Source organism: Burkholderia oklahomensis C6786 (assembly GCF_000959365.1).
GTDB classification, from domain to species: Bacteria; Pseudomonadota; Gammaproteobacteria; order Burkholderiales; family Burkholderiaceae; genus Burkholderia; species Burkholderia oklahomensis.
Genome location: NZ_CP009555.1, coordinates 3,322,190 through 3,338,888 on the forward strand (window position 1 = coordinate 3,322,190; position 16,699 = coordinate 3,338,888).

Annotated in this window: 16 protein-coding genes; 10 read left to right on the plus strand and 6 right to left on the minus strand. The window is 67.6% G+C overall.

Annotated elements, in window-relative coordinates; genetic code table 11:
• Positions 1 to 395: 395 nt before the first annotated feature.
• The 3 genes from ppsA to BG90_RS14900 all read left to right on the plus strand — a co-directional run bounded on the left by ppsA (position 396) and on the right by BG90_RS14900 (position 4,354).
• Positions 396 to 2,795 (plus strand): phosphoenolpyruvate synthase, encoded by a 2,400-nt coding sequence (gene ppsA / locus BG90_RS14890; RefSeq protein ID WP_025989878.1) that lies wholly within the window; start codon positions 396 to 398, stop codon positions 2,793 to 2,795.
• A gap of 127 nt (positions 2,796 to 2,922) precedes the next feature.
• On the plus strand, positions 2,923 to 3,357 hold the full coding sequence (locus BG90_RS14895) for an NfeD family protein (protein WP_010104582.1): 435 nt from the start codon (positions 2,923 to 2,925) through the stop codon (positions 3,355 to 3,357).
• Positions 3,358 to 3,406: 49 nt separating this feature from the next.
• Positions 3,407 to 4,354, plus strand: coding sequence for an SPFH domain-containing protein (locus tag BG90_RS14900; protein WP_010104581.1), 948 nt, complete (start codon positions 3,407 to 3,409; stop codon positions 4,352 to 4,354).
• 127 nt (positions 4,355 to 4,481) lie between these two features.
• On the opposite strand, the gene smpB is transcribed toward BG90_RS14900, so the two are convergent.
• Entirely contained in the window at positions 4,482 to 4,928 is a 447-nt protein-coding gene (smpB, locus tag BG90_RS14905; protein ID WP_010104520.1) for an SsrA-binding protein SmpB, read from the minus strand.
• Between the two features lie 97 nt (positions 4,929 to 5,025).
• On the opposite strand from smpB, the gene BG90_RS14910 reads away from it, so the two are divergent.
• Positions 5,026 to 5,463 (plus strand): type II toxin-antitoxin system RatA family toxin, encoded by a 438-nt coding sequence (locus BG90_RS14910; RefSeq protein WP_010104519.1) that lies wholly within the window; start codon positions 5,026 to 5,028, stop codon positions 5,461 to 5,463.
• 5 nt (positions 5,464 to 5,468) lie between these two features.
• Positions 5,469 to 5,792, plus strand: coding sequence for an RnfH family protein (locus tag BG90_RS14915; RefSeq protein ID WP_010104518.1), 324 nt, complete (start codon positions 5,469 to 5,471; stop codon positions 5,790 to 5,792).
• 42 nt (positions 5,793 to 5,834) lie between these two features.
• Here the strand turns inward: BG90_RS14915 and BG90_RS14920 are convergent, their stop codons facing one another.
• The 3 genes from BG90_RS14920 to BG90_RS14930 all read right to left on the minus strand — a co-directional run bounded on the left by BG90_RS14920 (position 5,835) and on the right by BG90_RS14930 (position 9,006).
• Positions 5,835 to 6,806 (minus strand): DMT family transporter, encoded by a 972-nt coding sequence (locus BG90_RS14920; RefSeq protein ID WP_010115911.1) that lies wholly within the window; start codon positions 6,804 to 6,806, stop codon positions 5,835 to 5,837.
• 259 nt (positions 6,807 to 7,065) lie between these two features.
• Complete coding sequence (locus tag BG90_RS14925; protein WP_010115910.1) at positions 7,066 to 7,752, minus strand: Vgb family protein; 687 nt, start codon at positions 7,750 to 7,752, stop codon at positions 7,066 to 7,068.
• Between the two features lie 33 nt (positions 7,753 to 7,785).
• Positions 7,786 to 9,006: a hypothetical protein gene (locus tag BG90_RS14930; protein ID WP_010115909.1), complete on the minus strand. Its 1,221-nt coding sequence runs from the start codon at positions 9,004 to 9,006 to the stop codon at positions 7,786 to 7,788.
• A gap of 130 nt (positions 9,007 to 9,136) precedes the next feature.
• Here BG90_RS14930 and BG90_RS14935 point away from each other — a divergent pair, with 130 nt between their 5' ends.
• From BG90_RS14935 to guaA, 5 genes are all read left to right on the plus strand, one after another.
• On the plus strand, positions 9,137 to 9,901 hold the full coding sequence (locus BG90_RS14935) for a DUF899 domain-containing protein (protein ID WP_010104508.1): 765 nt from the start codon (positions 9,137 to 9,139) through the stop codon (positions 9,899 to 9,901).
• 94 nt (positions 9,902 to 9,995) lie between these two features.
• Positions 9,996 to 10,745, plus strand: a complete 750-nt coding sequence (locus BG90_RS14940; protein WP_010115908.1) for a DUF2182 domain-containing protein — start codon at positions 9,996 to 9,998, stop codon at positions 10,743 to 10,745.
• Between the two features lie 424 nt (positions 10,746 to 11,169).
• Complete coding sequence (gene guaB / locus BG90_RS14945) at positions 11,170 to 12,630, plus strand: IMP dehydrogenase (RefSeq protein WP_010104499.1); 1,461 nt, start codon at positions 11,170 to 11,172, stop codon at positions 12,628 to 12,630.
• Between the two features lie 6 nt (positions 12,631 to 12,636).
• Complete coding sequence (locus BG90_RS14950; protein ID WP_038802675.1) at positions 12,637 to 13,293, plus strand: hypothetical protein; 657 nt, start codon at positions 12,637 to 12,639, stop codon at positions 13,291 to 13,293.
• 127 nt (positions 13,294 to 13,420) lie between these two features.
• Positions 13,421 to 15,040: a glutamine-hydrolyzing GMP synthase gene (guaA, locus tag BG90_RS14955; RefSeq protein ID WP_010121572.1), complete on the plus strand. Its 1,620-nt coding sequence runs from the start codon at positions 13,421 to 13,423 to the stop codon at positions 15,038 to 15,040.
• A 65-nt stretch (positions 15,041 to 15,105) separates the two neighbouring features.
• On the opposite strand, the gene BG90_RS35115 is transcribed toward guaA, so the two are convergent.
• Together BG90_RS35115 and BG90_RS35120 are read right to left on the minus strand one after the other, a co-directional pair.
• The gene (locus BG90_RS35115) at positions 15,106 to 15,792 is read right to left on the minus strand and encodes a hypothetical protein (RefSeq protein ID WP_124072261.1); all 687 of its coding nucleotides are present in this window, start codon (positions 15,790 to 15,792) and stop codon (positions 15,106 to 15,108) included.
• 18 nt (positions 15,793 to 15,810) lie between these two features.
• The gene (locus BG90_RS35120; RefSeq protein WP_124072262.1) at positions 15,811 to 16,407 is read right to left on the minus strand and encodes a hypothetical protein; all 597 of its coding nucleotides are present in this window, start codon (positions 16,405 to 16,407) and stop codon (positions 15,811 to 15,813) included.
• Positions 16,408 to 16,699 lie beyond the last annotated feature (292 nt).

A 16,699-nucleotide genomic window follows, 5' to 3' on the forward strand; every position in this document is an offset into this window, starting at 1 on the left:
CCGCTAGAAAGCGACAGATCGACAAGCCCGTGCCGGCAAGGCATCCCGGCCCGCCCGCCGCGTCGAAACCGCGCGCTAGAGCCCCGCTGCGAGCGGGTTGCGCCACATCCGCTGGCCGGCACGGTAGAATAGCGGCAACCTGTTGGATAAGCCCTTGCGGCAGAAGCGCGGCGCGGCCGCGCCTTTGATCGCGATGCGCTACGGATTCCCGGCAAGTTCGGCGATTTGTCTGCTTTATTCGCCTTTCTGCCGGGATTTTTGCAAGTGCGCCAGAATCGTCCGGCTCCCGCGAAGGCTTATCCGACAGGTTGTGCAATGCGTGTCCCGCTTTTTGCAAGCGGCCGCGCTCGAGCCCGTTGCACGATCGAGCATTTTTTTCACACTTAGGGGCTTGTATGACTAACGCAGCAAACGTCGCAAAGGATCAGGCGTATGTAATTCCGTTCGAGCAGTTGCGAATGACCGATGTCGAAATCGTCGGCGGCAAGAATGCGTCGCTTGGCGAAATGATCAGTCAGCTGGCTGAGGCAGGCGTACGCGTGCCCACCGGTTTCGCGACGACTGCGCTCGCCTTCCGCGACTTCCTCCAGCACAACCATCTCACCGAACGCATCGCGCAGCGTCTCGAGTCGCTCGACATCGACGACGTGAAGGCGCTCGCCGAAGCCGGCGCCGAGATCCGCCAGTGGATCGTCGACGCGCCGATGCAGCCGCGTCTCGAGCAGGAGATCCGCGCGCAGTTCGAGATCCTGAAGAACGGCTCGCCCGGCGAGCTGTCGTTCGCCGTGCGCTCGTCGGCGACCGCCGAAGACCTGCCCGACGCATCGTTCGCCGGCCAGCAGGAGTCGTATCTGAACGTCGTCGGCATCGAAGACGTGCTCGACCGGATGAAGCACGTGTTCGCGTCGCTCTACAACGACCGCGCGATCTCGTACCGCGTGCACAAGGGCTTCACGCACGCCGAAGTCGCGCTGTCGGCCGGCGTGCAGCGGATGGTCCGCTCGGACGTCGGCGCGGCCGGCGTGATGTTCACGATCGACACCGAATCGGGCTTCAAGGACGCCGTCTTCATCACCGCGAGCTACGGCCTCGGCGAAACCGTCGTGCAGGGCGCGGTGAATCCGGACGAGTTCTACGTGTTCAAGACCACGCTCGCGCAGGACAAGTACCCGATCATCCGCCGCTCGATCGGCTCGAAGCTGATCAAGATGGAGTTCACGCAGCCGGGCGAGCCGGGCCGCGTGAAGACGGTCGACGTGCCGCACGAGCAGCGCAACCGCTACTCGATCACCGACGAAGACGTGATCGAGCTCGCGAAGTACGCGGTCATCATCGAGAAGCACTACCAGCGTCCGATGGACATCGAGTGGGGCAAGGACGGCCGCGACGGCAAGATCTTCATCCTGCAGGCGCGCCCCGAAACGGTGAAGAGCCAGGCGCACGGCAAGGTCGAGCAGCGCTTCAAGCTGAAGGGCCAGTCGCAGGTGCTCGCGACCGGCCGCGCGATCGGCCAGAAGATCGGTGCGGGCCCCGTGCGCGTGATCCAGGATCCTTCGGAAATGGAGCGCGTGCAGCCGGGCGACGTGCTCGTCGCCGACATGACCGACCCGAACTGGGAGCCGGTGATGAAGCGCGCGTCCGCGATCGTCACGAACCGCGGCGGCCGGACCTGCCACGCGGCGATCATCGCGCGCGAGCTCGGCGTGCCGGCCGTCGTCGGCTGCGGCGACGCGACCGACGTGCTGAAGGACGGCGCGCTCGTCACCGTGTCGTGCGCGGAAGGCGACGAAGGCAAGATCTACGACGGCCTGCTCGAGACCGAAGTGTCCGAGGTGCAGCGCGGCGAGCTGCCGCCCGTGCCGGTCAAGATCATGATGAACGTCGGCAACCCGCAGCTCGCATTCGACTTCTCGCAACTGCCGAACGCGGGCGTCGGTCTCGCGCGCCTCGAGTTCATCATCAATAACAACATCGGCGTGCACCCGAAGGCGATCCTCGAGTATCCGAACGTCGATCCGGATCTGAAGAAGGCGGTCGAGAGCGTCGCGCGCGGCCACGCGTCGCCGCGCGCGTTCTACGTCGACAAGCTGACGGAAGGCATCGCGACGATCGCGGCGGCGTTCTATCCGAAGCCCGTGATCGTGCGTCTGTCCGACTTCAAGTCGAATGAGTACAAGAAGCTGATCGGCGGCTCGCGCTACGAGCCGGACGAGGAAAACCCGATGCTCGGCTTCCGCGGCGCGTCGCGCTACATCGCCGAGGACTTCGCTCAGGCGTTCGAGATGGAGTGCATCGCGCTCAAGCGCGTGCGCGACGAGATGGGCCTCACGAACGTCGAGATCATGGTGCCGTTCGTGCGCACCGTGAAGCAGGCGGAGCGTGTCGTCGGCCTGCTCGCGAAGTTCGGCCTGAAGCGCGGCGGCAACGGCCTGCGCCTCATCATGATGTGCGAAGTGCCGTCGAACGCGATCCTCGCCGAAGAGTTCCTGCAGCACTTCGACGGCTTCTCGATCGGCTCGAACGACCTGACGCAGCTGACGCTCGGCCTCGACCGCGACTCGGGCATGGAGCTGCTCGCGGTCGATTTCGACGAGCGCGATCCGGCCGTGAAGTTCATGCTGAAGCGCGCGATCGACACCTGCCGCAAGCTCGACAAGTACGTCGGCATCTGCGGCCAGGGCCCGTCCGATCACCCGGACTTCGCGAAGTGGCTCGCCGACGAAGGCATCGCGTCGATCTCGCTGAACCCGGACACGGTCATCGCAACGTGGCAGGCGCTCGCGTCGAAGCAGTAATCGGCGGTAATCGCCCGTTCGGACGGCGGTCGTCGAATCGCCGTCCGAATGAAGGCAAATTGCAAGGTTCGTGCTATAAACACCCCGGTAACGCCGGGGTGTTTTTCTTTGTGCAACGGGAGGGGCGATGGTGTCAGGGCAGTTTTTCTGGTGGATCGGCGTCGGCGTGCTCGTCGTCGCGGAGCTGCTGACGGGGACGTTCTACCTGCTGATGATCGCGCTCGGCTTCCTCGCGGGCGGCCTCGTGCACCTCGCGGGCGCGCCCGTCGCCTGGCAGTTCGCCGCCGCCGCGCTCGTCGCCCTCGTCGCCGTGATCGCGCTCAGGCGCTCGGGGCTCGGCCGCAAGCAAAAGCGCGACGCGTCGGCGAATCCCGACATCAACATCGACATCGGCGCGACGATCGCGGTCAAGCATTGGCACGACCGCCGGGCGCGCGCGCAGTATCGCGGCGCGCAGTGGGACGTCGAGCTTGCCGCCGGCGAGCGCGAGGACGCGCATCTGTACGAAGTGCGCGCGGTGCGCGGCAGTTGTCTCGTCGTCGCGGCGAAATCCGCGAAGTGAGCGCCCTCGACTCGTTTGTTTACAAATTCCAACAAGGAGGACCAGCTTCATGGATTCATTGATCGTCTGGGCGGTGCTGCTCATCATCGTGTTCGTGCTCGTGTCGCAGACCGTGAAGATCGTGCCGCAGCAGCATGCGTGGGTGCTCGAGCGGTTCGGCCGCTATCACGCGACGCTGTCGCCGGGCTTGAACATCGTGCTGCCGTTCATCGACCGGATCGCGTACCGGCACGTGCTGAAGGAGATTCCGCTCGACGTGCCCAGCCAGATCTGCATCACGCGTGACAATACGCAGTTGCAGGTGGACGGCGTGCTGTACTTCCAGGTGATGGACCCGATGAAGGCGTCGTACGGCTCGAGCAACTTCGTGCTCGCGATTACCCAGCTCTCGCAGACGATGCTGCGTTCGGTGATCGGCAAGCTCGAACTCGACAAGACCTTCGAGGAGCGCGACTTCATCAATCACAGCATCGTGTCGGCGCTCGACGAAGCGGCTGCGAACTGGGGCGTCAAGGTGCTGCGCTACGAGATCAAGGACCTGACGCCGCCGAAGGAAATCCTGCACGCGATGCAGGCGCAGATCACCGCGGAGCGGGAGAAGCGGGCGCTCATCGCCGCGTCGGAAGGCCGCAAGCAGGAGCAGATCAACCTCGCGTCGGGCGCGCGCGAGGCGGCGATCCAGAAGTCGGAAGGCGAACGGCAGGCGGCGATCAACCAGGCGCAGGGCGAGGCGGCCGCGATCCTCGCGGTGGCCGAGGCGAACGCGCAGGCAATCCAGAAGATCGCGCAGGCGATCCAGTCGCAGGGCGGGATGGATGCGGTGAACCTGAAGGTGGCCGAGCAGTATGTCGGCGCGTTCGGCAATCTCGCGAAGGCGGGCAACACGCTGATCGTGCCGTCGAACATGTCGGACTTGAGCACCGCGATCGCGTCGGCCCTGACGATCGTGAACCGCGGCGCGCCGGGAGTCGCCGCCTCGGGCGCGAGCAAGGGCTGAGCGTCGCGCGTTGCCCCATGAAGAAACGGCCCGCCTCGAATCGTTCGAGGCGGGCCGTTTCGATTTCGGCGCATCGCGCGACGCATGCGCCGGCGGCGTGCGGCACTTTGCCGCAAAGTGCCGCGCGTTATGGTGCAGAACGCATGATTCGCGCTTTCTCGCGCTCCCAATCGCGCTTCTTTTCGGTTTCGCGCTTGTCGTGCAGTTTCTTGCCTTTCGCGAGACCGATCTCGCATTTCACGCGACCGCCCTTGTAGTGGAAGTTCAGCGGCACGAGCGTATAGCCGCGCTGCTCGACCTTGCCGATCAGTTTCTTGATCTCGTCGCGGTGCAGCAGCAGCTTGCGGGTGCGGACCGGATCGGGCTTGATGTGTGTCGAGGCCTCGGGCAGCGGGCTGATGTGCGTGCCGATCAGGAAGATCTCCGCGTTCTTCACGACGACGTAGCCTTCCTTGATCTGTCCGCGCCCGGCGCGCAGCGCCTTGACCTCCCACCCCTCGAGCACGAGCCCCGCTTCGTAGCGTTCTTCGATGTGGTAATCGAAGAATGCTTTTCTGTTGTCGATGATGCTCATGAAGGGAAATGGCCAACTCGTTTAAAATCACGATTTTAGCAAAGCGGGGCGGTGTTGGCCCGGCTTGCTCGTTTACCTTTGCGATGCCGCGCGATTTATGGCAGATGTCCAGAAAACCGTATTGATCCGCCACTCGGCGGAACAGATGTTCGACCTCGTCACCGACGTGGCCGATTACCCGAACTTCCTGCCGTGGTGCGGCGGCGTCGAGATTCGTCGTCGCGACGAAACCGGAATGGAGGCGCGGATCGACATCAACTTCAAGGGCATCAAGCAGCATTTCGCGACCCGCAACACGCAGCAGCGCCCGACCCGGATCGACATGGAGTTCACCGACGGCCCGTTTCGCAAGTTCACCGGCTACTGGCGCTTCACGCCGCTGCGCGCGGACGCGTGCAAGATCGAATTCGCGCTGCACTACGAGTTCTCGAGCGTGATCCTCGAGAAGATCATCGGGCCCGTATTCACGCACATCGCGAACACGTTCGTCGAATCGTTCGTGAAGCGCGCCGACCAGCGCTACGGCAAGGGGTGATGCACGTGCCGAAGGTCCAGGTCTGCTATGCGCTGCCCGAGCGGCAGGCGCTCGTCGCCGTCGACGTGCCGGCCGGCGCGACCGTGCGCGACGCGATCGACGCGAGCGGCGTGCTCGCGCTTTATCCCGACATCGACCTCGCGAAGCTGAAGACGGGCATCTTCGGCAAGCTCGCGGCGCTCGACGCGGCCGTCGCGGACGGCGATCGCGTCGAGATCTACCGTCCGCTCATCGTCGATCCGAAGGTCGCGCGGCAGCGCCGCGTCGACAAGACCCGCCGCGAGGGCTCGATCGAAGGCCGCAAGTGGCAGCCGAAGGACTCGCGCTGAGCGGCGCGGGCCGCGGCACGATTCATCCGACGAACGCCGCGCTCAGTGCGCGCCGAGGTTCGCGCTGAGCGGATCGTCGGCCGCGCGCTTGTCGCCGCCGTGCCGGCGCACCGATCCGTACACGCCCGCGAGCAGCAGCACGAGTGCCGCGATTTCGAGCGCGCGCGGCAGCCGATGATCGAAGACGAAGCCGTAGAGCAGCGCGAACACGGTTTCGAACACGATCAGCTGGCCCGACAGCGTGAGCGGCAGCCGCTTCGACGCCGCGTTCCACAGCCCGTTGCCGAGCCACGACGCGCCGATCGCGAGGCCGAGATTCAGCAGCCAGAACAACTGCCAGCGCGACGCGGGCAGCGCCGGCTGCAGCGTGCCGGCCGGGAGCGCGGCGATGCCGATCCAGCACAGCCCGCCGATCAGGCCCGTGACGACGCCCCACAGCACCGACCATTCGTTGCCGTCGAAACGGTGATGGCGCTGCAGGTAGCGGGCGTTCGCGACCGCGTACCACGTCCAGCTCGCGAGCGCGGCCGTCGCGCACCCGATGCCGACGAGCTTCTGGGCGAGCGTCGTCGCGCGCGCGGCCTCGGACGTGAACAGATCGACATTGATGCACGCGATGCCGGCGACGACGAGCGCGAGCGGGCCCGCGAGCCGCTTGAGCGGCACCGCGCCGTGGTCGCCGAGGCCGGCGAGCGTGACCGTGACGGGCAGCACGCCGACGATCAGCGAGCTGGGCGCGATGCCGATCAGGTGCACCGCGCTCGACAGCAGCATGTAGTAGGCGACGTTGCCGACGAGCGCGAGCTTGACGAGCGCGACGAGATCGTCGCGCGTGAGGCGCGCGGCGAGCGAGCGGGCGGCCGGCAACGCGGCCGCGAGCGACACGAGGCCGTACATCGCGTAGCGGCCGACGCTCAGCAGCAACGGCGAAAAATCGTTCAGGGCCCGCGGCACGAGAAACACCATGCCCCACAAGGCGCCTGCCAACACGCCGTACACGACACCGCGCTGCATCGAATTCTCCGACCATTTCACTGACGAGCGCGCATCTTAGCGGCGCGCGGCCGCGTCTGTCTTGTCCATTCCTGCACTCGGTCGGAAAGATGCGCGGGCGGCGCAGATGCCCGGCCGGCACGCGCGTCGAGGTCGTCCGGCGGGGCGGGGGCTCGTTTCGTGTCGATGTTGCGGTGCCGCCATTCGACGACAGGCGGCGCGGAGCGCCCTCGCGCAAGGTGCCGGAGGCTTTTTCGGCGGGCGTGGGCCGCCGCCGCGGCTATTCGCCGGAGGAATCGGCCGCGCGCCCGGTGCCGCCTTGTGCCGCGGCGCTTCGCGCGGGGCGGCGGACGGCTCTCACTGTCCCGCTGTTTCCGCCGCCGCAGAAGAACCGGTCGCCGCCGTCGGACTCGAGCCCCGACACGCCGACGCCGGCCGGCATCGCGAGCACTGCCAGCACGTCGCCCGTCCGGGGATCGATGCGGCGCAATTCGCTCTCGTCGCTTTCCCAGGTGCCGTGCCAGAGTTCGCCGTCGACCCACGTGACGCCGGTGACGAAGCGATTCGACTCGATCGTCCGAAGAATCGCGCCCGTTTCGGGGTCGACCTGATGGATCTTGCGATCGCGATACTGTCCGACCCACAGCGTGCCCTCGGCCCACGCGAGCCCGGAGTCCGCGCCGCCGCCGGGCGCCGGGATGGTTGCCAGCACGCGGCCCGTGTCCGGATCGATCTTGTGGATGCGGTTCTCGGCGATCTGGTACAGGTGCCGGCCGTCATAGGCGGTTCCCGCATGCGCGGCGACGTCGATCGACCGCAGCGTCGCCCCGCTCGCCGGATCGAGCGCGTTCAGCTTGTCGCCCGACGCGAACCACACTTGCCGGCCGTCGTACGTGACGCCGTGCACGCCGTCGACGCCCGGAAACGGGCCGTATTCCTGAATGATCTCGGCTGCGGTTCGTTTCATGTCTTTGCCTCCCGGTCGCTCGATGGCGCCATCCTAATCGCCCGGCAGCGGGGCCGGGAGTAACAAGGTTGTCGCGAATCCGGGGACGGGCGGGGTCGTCCAGCGCCGCGCGCGCCCGCGACCGAACGACTGCGCCTTGCCCGCGGTCGCGAGCGCGTCGAGCGAGCGCTGCACGGTGCGCTGGCTCGCGCCGAGCGCGAGCGCCAGCGCCGAGCTCGACCACGACTCGCCGTCGGCGAGGAGGGCGAGCACCGCCGCATGCGCGTCTTCGACCGGGCGCGCGAGCACGGCCACGTCGCGCGCGCGGCGCGGCGTCAGCGCGAAACCGCGCTTCGTCGCGTGGATCTCGACAAGCGTTCCGAGCATCGCGCGCAGCCGCCCGATTTCGACGCGCAGGCGCGCGCGATGCGATTCGTCGGCATGCTTCGCGCGAAACGCGCGCGCGACGAGCGCGTCGCGCGGCGCGTCGTCCGGCCACGCTTCGCCAAGCGTGCGCGCGAGGGCGAACAGCACCGGGCGCCTCGCGAGCGAGACCGTCGTGCGCGCGTCGCGCACGACGTGGCGGCACGCATCGACGACGAGCGATTCCGACGCGCGCCACGCTTCGACGTCGTCGAGCCGCAGCAGTCGTTCTTCGCCGCGCGCAATCAGGCGCGCCGCAGGCGTGTCGAGGATGCGGGACGCGTGCTCGACTTCGGCCGTCAGCGCGGGGATGCCGGCCGCGCGCGCGGCGCGTTCGGCACGCGCGAGCGACGCGCGCGCGGTCGGCGTCCGCAGGCGCCGCAGCGCGATTCCCGCGACGATCAGCTCGTGCGCGGCTTGCAATGCGGGCGGGAGCGCGGCGGGGTCGAGCGCGGCGAGCGAGCGCTCGGCTTCGTCGAGACGGCCGATCAGCAGCAGGCGCCGCACTTCGAGATATCGCGCATGCGCGGCGTTGATGCGGTCGCCGTGCGCTTCGAGCGTCATGCGCGCGGCGTCGAGCGCCTTCGCGGGCCAGCCGAGCTCGCGCGACGCGAGCGCGATCTCGGCCTCGGCGACGACGCATCGCGCGCGGGCGACGGCTTGCTTCGCGCCGAACGCGCGCGCGGCGCTCCTCACGAGCGCCTTCGCGCGGACGAAATCGCCGAGCTGCGCCATCGCGATGCCGCGCAGCGCGAGCGCGGGTGCGTCGTCGCGCAGCGCGACCCGGTTCAGCGCGCCGAGCGGATCACCCGCCGCGAGCGCGCGCGCCGCGGCCGTGATCAGCGAGTCCATCGGAATCCCGCCACACTTGTCACTCCCACCGTTCGAAACCCGGCACTAATCTACCACCACGATCACGCAACCCGCGCGCCGGATCGGAGATCGAGCGGCCGGCGCGCGACACGGAAAGGAGGGACGAGCGATGGCGACACACATGACCGGGACGCGCGAAGAATGGCTCGCCGCGCGGCTCGAACTGCTCGATGCGGAGAAAGCGCACACGCGGCGCGGCGACGAGCTCGCGCGGCAGCGTCAGGCGCTGCCTTGGGTGCGCGTCGACAAGACGTATCGATTCGAGACGGACGAAGGAGGCGCGTCGCTGGCGGACCTTTTCCGCGGCCGCTCGCAACTGCTCGTCTACCACTTCATGTTCGGACCCGACTACACGGCGGGATGCCCGTCGTGCTCGGCGATCGCGGACGGCTTCGACGGCTTCGTCGTTCATCTCGCGCATCACGACGTCACGCTGTCGGCGGTGTCGCGCGCGCCGCTCGCGAAGCTGCAGACATACAGGAAGCGCATGGGATGGACGTTTCCGTGGGCATCGTCGCTCGACAGCGATTTCAACTACGACTTCAACGTGTCGTTCACCGACGCGCAGCAGCGCGACGGGAGCGTCGAATACAACTACCGGCGCGGCGGCCATGCGATGGACACGACGCCCGCGCCCGCGCCCGTCGCCGAGTTCGCCGCCACCTGCGGGACCGACGCGCGCACGTACACGCGCGATCGGCCGGGCATGAGCGCGTTCGTGCTCGAGGACGGCGTCGTCTACCACACGTATTCGACGTACGCGCGCGGGCTCGACGGTCTCTGGGGCATGTATCAGTGGCTCGATCGCGCGCCGAAGGGGCGCAACGAAACGGGTGTCTGGTGGCGCCGCCATGACGAGTACGGCGAGCGCTGAGCCCGCGCGCGGTCCGCGCCGGCGCGACCCCCGGCGCGGGATGTTGCCGCGCGCGATTTCCGCGCGCGCTGCGCGGCGAGCCGTTGGGGGCGCGTTGGCGCCCGTCTTCGCGGCCGGTGTCGCGGCGGCGGTCGCATGGCTCGCGTCGATGCCCGCGATGGGCGAGATGCCGATGCCGGGCGGCTGGGCGATGTCGACGATCTGGACGCGGACGTGCGGGCGGACGTGGGCGGGCGCGTCGGCGTCGTTCGTCGGCATGTGGATCGCGATGATGACGGCAATGATGCTGCCGTCGTTCGCGCCGATGCTGTGGCGCAGCGCACGGGCGGCCGGCTGGATGCGCGAAGCGCGCGCCTGGCCGCGGGCCGCGTCGGTCGCGGCCGGGTATTCCTTCGTGTGGGCCGCGGCCGGCATCGTCGTCTACGCGGTCGGCGCCGCGCTGGCGGCGGTCGTGATGCGCGCGCCGGCGCTTTCGCGCGCCGTCCCGGTCGCGGCCGGTGCGGTCGTGCTGAGCGCCGGCGCGCTTCAGTTCACTGCGTGGAAGGCGCGCCGTCTGGCGTGTTGCCGCGCGGCGCCGGGGTGCTTCGGCGCGCTGCCCGGGAGCGCCGGCGCAGCTTGGCGACAAGGCGCGCGTTTCGGTTTGCACTGCTGTTGCAACAGCGCGGGCCTCACCGCGAGCCTGCTCGTCATCGGGATCATGGATTTGCGTGCGATGGCCGCCGTGACGGCCGCCATCGCCGTCGAACGTCTTGCGCCGGCCGGCGAGCGCGCCGCGCGAGCCGTCGGGGGCGTCATTGTCGGGGCGGGGATGATCCTGATTGCGCGAGCGGTCGGGATCGGATGACGCCGCATGCGATGCGGGCGGCGCCGGGCAAGGGCGGGCAGGGCGCTCGCCCGGCGCGTTGCCGACGGGGCAGATGCGCTCGAGGCTCTGGAGTCGGCAGGGGCTGCGAAGGCTGCAGGACCGCCGGGCCGGACGACGGCCTGGCGAGCGCCCGGCAGCGGCGGCGCGAGGACGCGCGCCCGCCCGCCGGGACGGGCTGTCGCGCCGCTTCGCGCGCGCCGCCGCGTCCCGCCGTCCCCGCGCGGCCGGGCCCCGCGCGAACGGACGCGCGCCCGCGCGAAACGAAACCGGATCGAAAACGACTCGAACCGGGATCCGAACGATTCGGGGCCCCAATTGCCCGACAACGCCTAAGCCGTTGTTCGTGTTGTGAAAATTAGCCGAGCTTCGCGTATAATTCGCTTTTGCGCCTATAGGATTTGCCATGCGTCTGATCCAAAAAGCACTCACGTTCGATGACGTGCTCCTCGTCCCGGCGTTCTCCGACGTTCTGCCGCGCGACACCAGCCTCAAGACCCAGCTGACCCGCAACATCTCCCTGAACATGCCGCTCGTGTCCGCCGCGATGGACACGGTCACCGAAGGTCGCCTCGCGATCGCGATGGCGCAGCAAGGCGGCGTCGGCATCGTCCACAAGAATCTCACCCCCGTCGAGCAGGCCCGTGAAGTCGCGAAGGTCAAGCGCTTCGAATCCGGCGTCGTGCGCGATCCGATCACGGTTCCGCCGAGCATGAAGGTGCGCGACGTGATCGCGCTGTCGCGCCAGCACGGTATCTCGGGCTTCCCGGTCGTCGAGGGGCCGAAGCTCGTCGGCATCGTGACGAACCGCGACCTGCGCTTCGAAACCCGCCTCGACGAGCCGGTCAAGTCGATCATGACGCCGCGCGAGCGTCTCGTGACGGTGGCCGAAGGCACGCCGCTCGCGGACGCGAAGGCGCTCATGCACAGCCACCGTCTCGAGCGCGTGCTCGTCGTCAACGACGCGTTCGAGCTGCGCGGCCTGATGACGGTCAAGGACATCACGAAGCAGACCGAGCACCCGGCAGCGTGCAAGGACGAACACGGCAAGCTGCGCGTCGGCGCGGCGGTCGGCGTCGGTCCGGACAACGAGGAGCGCGTCGAACTGCTCGTGCAGGCGGGCGTCGACGTGATCGTCGTCGATACCGCGCACGGCCACAGCAAGGGCGTGCTCGAGCGCGTGCGCTGGGTCAAGCAGAACTTCCCGAAGGTCGAGGTGATCGGCGGCAACATCGCGACGGCATCCGCCGCGAAGGCGCTCGTCGAATACGGCGCGGACGCGGTGAAGGTCGGCATCGGCCCGGGCTCGATCTGCACGACGCGGATCGTCGCGGGCGTCGGCGTGCCGCAGATCAGCGCGATCGCGAACGTGTCGGACGCGCTGCGCGGCACGGGCGTGCCGTGCATCGCCGACGGCGGCGTCCGCTTCTCGGGCGACGTGTCGAAGGCGCTCGCCGCCGGCGCGAACGCCGTGATGATGGGCAGCATGTTCGCCGGCACCGAAGAATCGCCGGGCGACGTGTTCCTGTATCAGGGCCGCCAATACAAGTCGTACCGCGGCATGGGCTCCGTCGGCGCGATGAAGGACGGCGCGGCGGACCGCTACTTCCAGGACAACTCCGCGAACATCGACAAGCTCGTGCCGGAAGGCATCGAAGGCCGCGTCGCGTACAAGGGCTCGGTCAACGCGATCATCTTCCAGCTGATCGGCGGCGTGCGCGCGAGCATGGGCTACTGCGGCTGCAAGACGATCGCCGAGCTGCACGAGAAGGCCGAGTTCGTCCAGATCACCGCGGCCGGCATGCGCGAGTCGCACGTGCACGACGTGCAGATCACGAAGGAAGCCCCCAACTATCACGTGGACTGATCGCCGATGAAACCGTTGCTGCGCGCCGTTCTCCTCATCGATGCCGTACTGCTTGCCGGCTTCGGCCTCCTGTTCGTGCTGACGCCGTGGAAAGCGCTGTACGACGCGCTGCAACTCGTCACCGTCGATCCCGCGATGGTCGGGCAGGCGTTCGGCATCGCGCTCCTCGGGCTCGCGTGGCTGTCGATGCACGCGGCCTTCAACGGCGGTCTGACCGCGGGCGTCGCACGCGCGGTCGGGCACGTGAACTGGCTGACGGGCGTCGTGATGCTCGTCTGGCTGATCGCGATCCGTTCGCCCCAACTGTCGTCGTTCGGGCAATTCGTGTCGGTGGCCGCAGGCGCCGTGCTGCTCGTGATCGGTTTCGGCGGCGTGCGGCTCGCGGCCGTGGTGCGGCGGCGCGAGAAGGCGCAGGCAGCCGATGCGCGCGTCGCGTCGAAGCGCGCCGCGGAGCCGGCCGCGACGCCGCCCGCCGCCGCGCGGATCGAGCCGAGCGTGTCGCGCGCAGGCGTCGCGACCGGAGCGGCGAGCGCCGCATCGACGGTGGGCGCAGGCGCGACGCCGCCGGTGGGCGCGGGCGCGACGAGCGCGGCGCCGGCCGAGCGCGAAGGCGCCGCGACGAGCGGCGTCGGCGACGCGGCGCGACCGCCGTCGCAACCGTGAGCGGCCCGGCTCTCCCGACTGTCAGGCCGCCGCGCGTCGCGGCCGCGCGATCGCCCGGATACGTATTCGATGCAGCGCCTCGGGCGCTGCTTTTGTTATTCCATTGTTCTTGTTCCCGTCCGCTGCCATGCACGACAAAATCCTGATTCTCGACTTCGGTTCGCAAGTCACCCAACTGATCGCGCGGCGCGTCCGTGAAGCGCATGTCTACTGCGAGATCCACCCGAACGACGTCACCGACGACTTCGTTCGCGAATTCGCGCCGAAGGGCGTGATCCTGTCCGGCAGCCACGCGAGCACCTATGAGGACCAGCAGCTTCGCGCGCCGCAGGCGGTGTGGGATCTCGGCGTGCCGGTGCTCGGCATTTGCTACGGAATGCAGACGATGGCCGTGCAGCTCGGCGGCAAGGTCGAGTGGAGCGACCATCGCGAGTTCGGCTACGCGGAAGTGCGCGCGCAGGGCCACACGCGTCTCCTCGACGGCATCCAGGATTTCGCGACGCCGGAAGGCCATGGGATGCTGAAGGTGTGGATGAGCCACGGCGACAAGGTCACCGGGATGCCGCCCGGCTTCGCGCTGATGGCGTCGACGCCGAGCTGCCCGATCGCCGGCATGGCCGACGAGGCGCGCGGCTACTACGCGGTTCAGTTCCATCCGGAAGTCACGCACACGCTGCAGGGCCGCAAGCTGCTCGAGCGCTTCGTGCTCGACATCGCAGGAGCCGCGCCCAACTGGATCATGCGCGATCACATCGAAGAAGCGGTCGCGCTGATTCGCGAGCAGGTCGGCGATGAAGAAGTGATTCTCGGCCTGTCGGGCGGCGTCGATTCGAGCGTCGCGGCCGCGTTGATCCACCGCGCGATCGGCGATCAGTTGACCTGCGTGTTCGTCGATCACGGCCTGTTGCGCCTGAACGAAGGCAAGATGGTGCTCGACATGTTCGAAGGCCGTCTGCATGCGAAGGTCGTGCACGTCGACGCGTCCGAGCAGTTCCTCGGCCATCTCGCGGGCGTCACCGACCCGGAGGCCAAGCGCAAGATCATCGGCCGCGAGTTCGTCGAGGTGTTCCAGGCCGAGGCGAAGAAGCTGACGAACGCGAAATGGCTCGCTCAAGGGACGATCTACCCGGACGTGATCGAATCGGGCGGCGCGAAGACGAAGAAGGCGACGACGATCAAGAGCCATCACAACGTCGGCGGCCTGCCTGAGACGCTTGGCCTGAAGCTGCTCGAGCCGCTGCGCGACCTGTTCAAGGACGAGGTGCGCGAGCTGGGCGTCGCGCTCGGCCTGCCGGCGGAGATGGTGTACCGCCATCCGTTCCCGGGCCCGGGCCTCGGCGTGCGGATCCTCGGCGAAGTGAAGCGCGACTACGCGGAACTGCTGCGCCGCGCAGATGCGATCTTCATCGAAGAACTCCGCGCGACGCATGCGACCGAGCAGGACGCGGCGGCGGGCCTCTGCGAGCCGTCGCAGGTCGGCAAGAGCTGGTACGACCTGACGAGCCAGGCGTTCGCGGTGTTCCTGCCGGTGAAGTCGGTCGGCGTGATGGGCGACGGCCGCACGTACGACTACGTGACGGCGCTGCGCGCCGTGCAGACCACCGACTTCATGACCGCGCACTGGGCGCATCTGCCGTATGCGCTGCTCGGCCGCGTGTCGAATCGGATCATCAACGAAGTGCGCGGGATCAATCGGGTCGTGTACGATGTGTCGGGCAAGCCGCCGGCGACGATCGAGTGGGAATAGAGGGGCTTGAAATTCCTTTTTGAATCAATGGCTTGCGATGGTCGATAAATCACGCATGCCCGATTCTAAATTGTCGAGCGCAGGTCCGTAAGTCCTTGATCGCTAGGGAGATTGTCAACCTTCGCCTGCGCCCTGCGTGGAGGCCGAGCAACCGTCATTTGACGGTATTTCTGACGGTATGTGCGGGCAGCATGCGGATGGGCTTGCTTGATACCGTCAGCGGCGCCGACGGCATCCTTCCCGTCGGCCTCCGCGGCCGTGCGCTTCCGATTGGCTCGGTCCGCGGCCTGGTTCGCGGCTTCGTTGGCCGCACGCATCCGTTCCAACGCCGCGTTCGCGCGGTTCTCGGCCTCAGCCATGAGAGCGGCCAGAGCATCCAGATCCAAAGCCTCGTGAGCAGGTACCGCGGGGCCGAGGTTCGTCTTGTTTGAGTCCAACCACTTTCTTGACTCGCCGTTCACGACCTGCGGATTTGAAGCGGCGTTCACCTGCTCTGGCTTGGCCGCCTCCAGCGCGGTCTCGACGTTGGCCAACGCATCTTCATGGTTCACGTCCAGGAAGGGGGCAAGGTCCGCCATCTGAACACCCTTGTATTCGCGCGTGAACTCCTTGGCCTTGTCCTCGCGGCGCTTTCGAGCATCTTCCAGCTTATGCGCCAACAGCCCCAGTCGCTTCCGTTCTTCGGCCAGATAGGCCGCTTCTGCATCGCTGTAGATGCGGCGCAACGTCTCTACCGGTCGCGGGTTCTGCAACAGCTGTTCGTGAGCCGGTTAGTCCTTGTCGTAGTGAGCAACGCCCGCACGCTCTTCGCCCGCAACCTTGAGTTCATGGTCAATGCTCACGCGCAAACCGTGGTCGCGGTCGCGTTCACCCTGCAGTCGCTCAAGGCCCTCATCGGCTGCGGACTTGCTCTCCTGTGCTGCGGTGATGCCTTGCGCTACGTCCGCCAGTCGGCGGACGCGCTCCGCATGGCCGGCTTCGTGTTCGTTCTGGAACGTGCGAACTGCTGAGGAAGACAGAAGTGCAGCCTGGCCTCTCGCATCGGCGGCTTGGGTTTGCAGCTCGAGCCCTTGAGCCTTCTCATCCCACTCAAGCGAGAGCGATTCGAGGGACTCCGCGCGTGCTGTCGCCGCGGCAGCGTCTTCTTCGAGGGCCACCTTGTCGGCTCGTGCCCGTCCAAGTTTTCCGTTGCCGAATTCCGTCGCATACGTATCCAGCTCGCGGATAGCCTTCAGCGTTTGGTCGTCGCGCTCCCGATACGCAGACCAACGCTCGTTTTCATCGGAGACGCGGATCTCGAGGTTCGAGCCCAGCTTGGCGGCAGCCTCGACGTTAAAGGCCGAATCGTCCTCGGCAGGGACGACCAAGCGCTCCGCCAGTTGCGCTGCAGGCTCAAGGGTTGTCGCTGATACCACCACAGGACGCGTAGGCCGCCGTGCCTCCCAGGAGATGGCCCTGGCCTTATCAAGTTCCGTGGATGCCACGGAGACGCCGAGGAAGCGGGCCGGGTCCCTTTGACTTTATCGTTGGCGTCACCGTGCTGCGAATCGATGGCGACGTCGTCACCCGAGTCCGTCGTTCACGACGTCCAGTCTCGCCATGGGCGGGCCGACACATTCGGCATTGCCGCGCTTCCATCGTTTGCGATCGCCTTGCTTT

Excerpts from the sequence above, each read along its gene's own strand:
- BG90_RS14930 (WP_010115909.1), bottom strand. The coding sequence starts at position 9,006 with ATGGACTCGCTGATCACGGCCGCGGCGCGCGCGCTCGCGGCGGGTGAT.
- smpB (WP_010104520.1), bottom strand. The coding sequence starts at position 4,928 with ATGAGCATCATCGACAACAGAAAAGCATTCTTCGATTACCACATCGAA.
- ppsA (WP_025989878.1), top strand. The coding sequence starts at position 396 with ATGACTAACGCAGCAAACGTCGCAAAGGATCAGGCGTATGTAATTCCG.
- BG90_RS14900 (WP_010104581.1), top strand. The coding sequence starts at position 3,407 with ATGGATTCATTGATCGTCTGGGCGGTGCTGCTCATCATCGTGTTCGTG.
- BG90_RS14920 (WP_010115911.1), bottom strand. The coding sequence starts at position 6,806 with ATGCAGCGCGGTGTCGTGTACGGCGTGTTGGCAGGCGCCTTGTGGGGC.
- BG90_RS14935 (WP_010104508.1), top strand. The coding sequence starts at position 9,137 with ATGGCGACACACATGACCGGGACGCGCGAAGAATGGCTCGCCGCGCGG.
- BG90_RS14925 (WP_010115910.1), bottom strand. The coding sequence starts at position 7,752 with ATGAAACGAACCGCAGCCGAGATCATTCAGGAATACGGCCCGTTTCCG.
- BG90_RS14950 (WP_038802675.1), top strand. The coding sequence starts at position 12,637 with ATGAAACCGTTGCTGCGCGCCGTTCTCCTCATCGATGCCGTACTGCTT.
- guaA (WP_010121572.1), top strand. The coding sequence starts at position 13,421 with ATGCACGACAAAATCCTGATTCTCGACTTCGGTTCGCAAGTCACCCAA.
- BG90_RS14910 (WP_010104519.1), top strand. The coding sequence starts at position 5,026 with ATGGCAGATGTCCAGAAAACCGTATTGATCCGCCACTCGGCGGAACAG.
- BG90_RS14895 (WP_010104582.1), top strand. The coding sequence starts at position 2,923 with ATGGTGTCAGGGCAGTTTTTCTGGTGGATCGGCGTCGGCGTGCTCGTC.
- guaB (WP_010104499.1), top strand. The coding sequence starts at position 11,170 with ATGCGTCTGATCCAAAAAGCACTCACGTTCGATGACGTGCTCCTCGTC.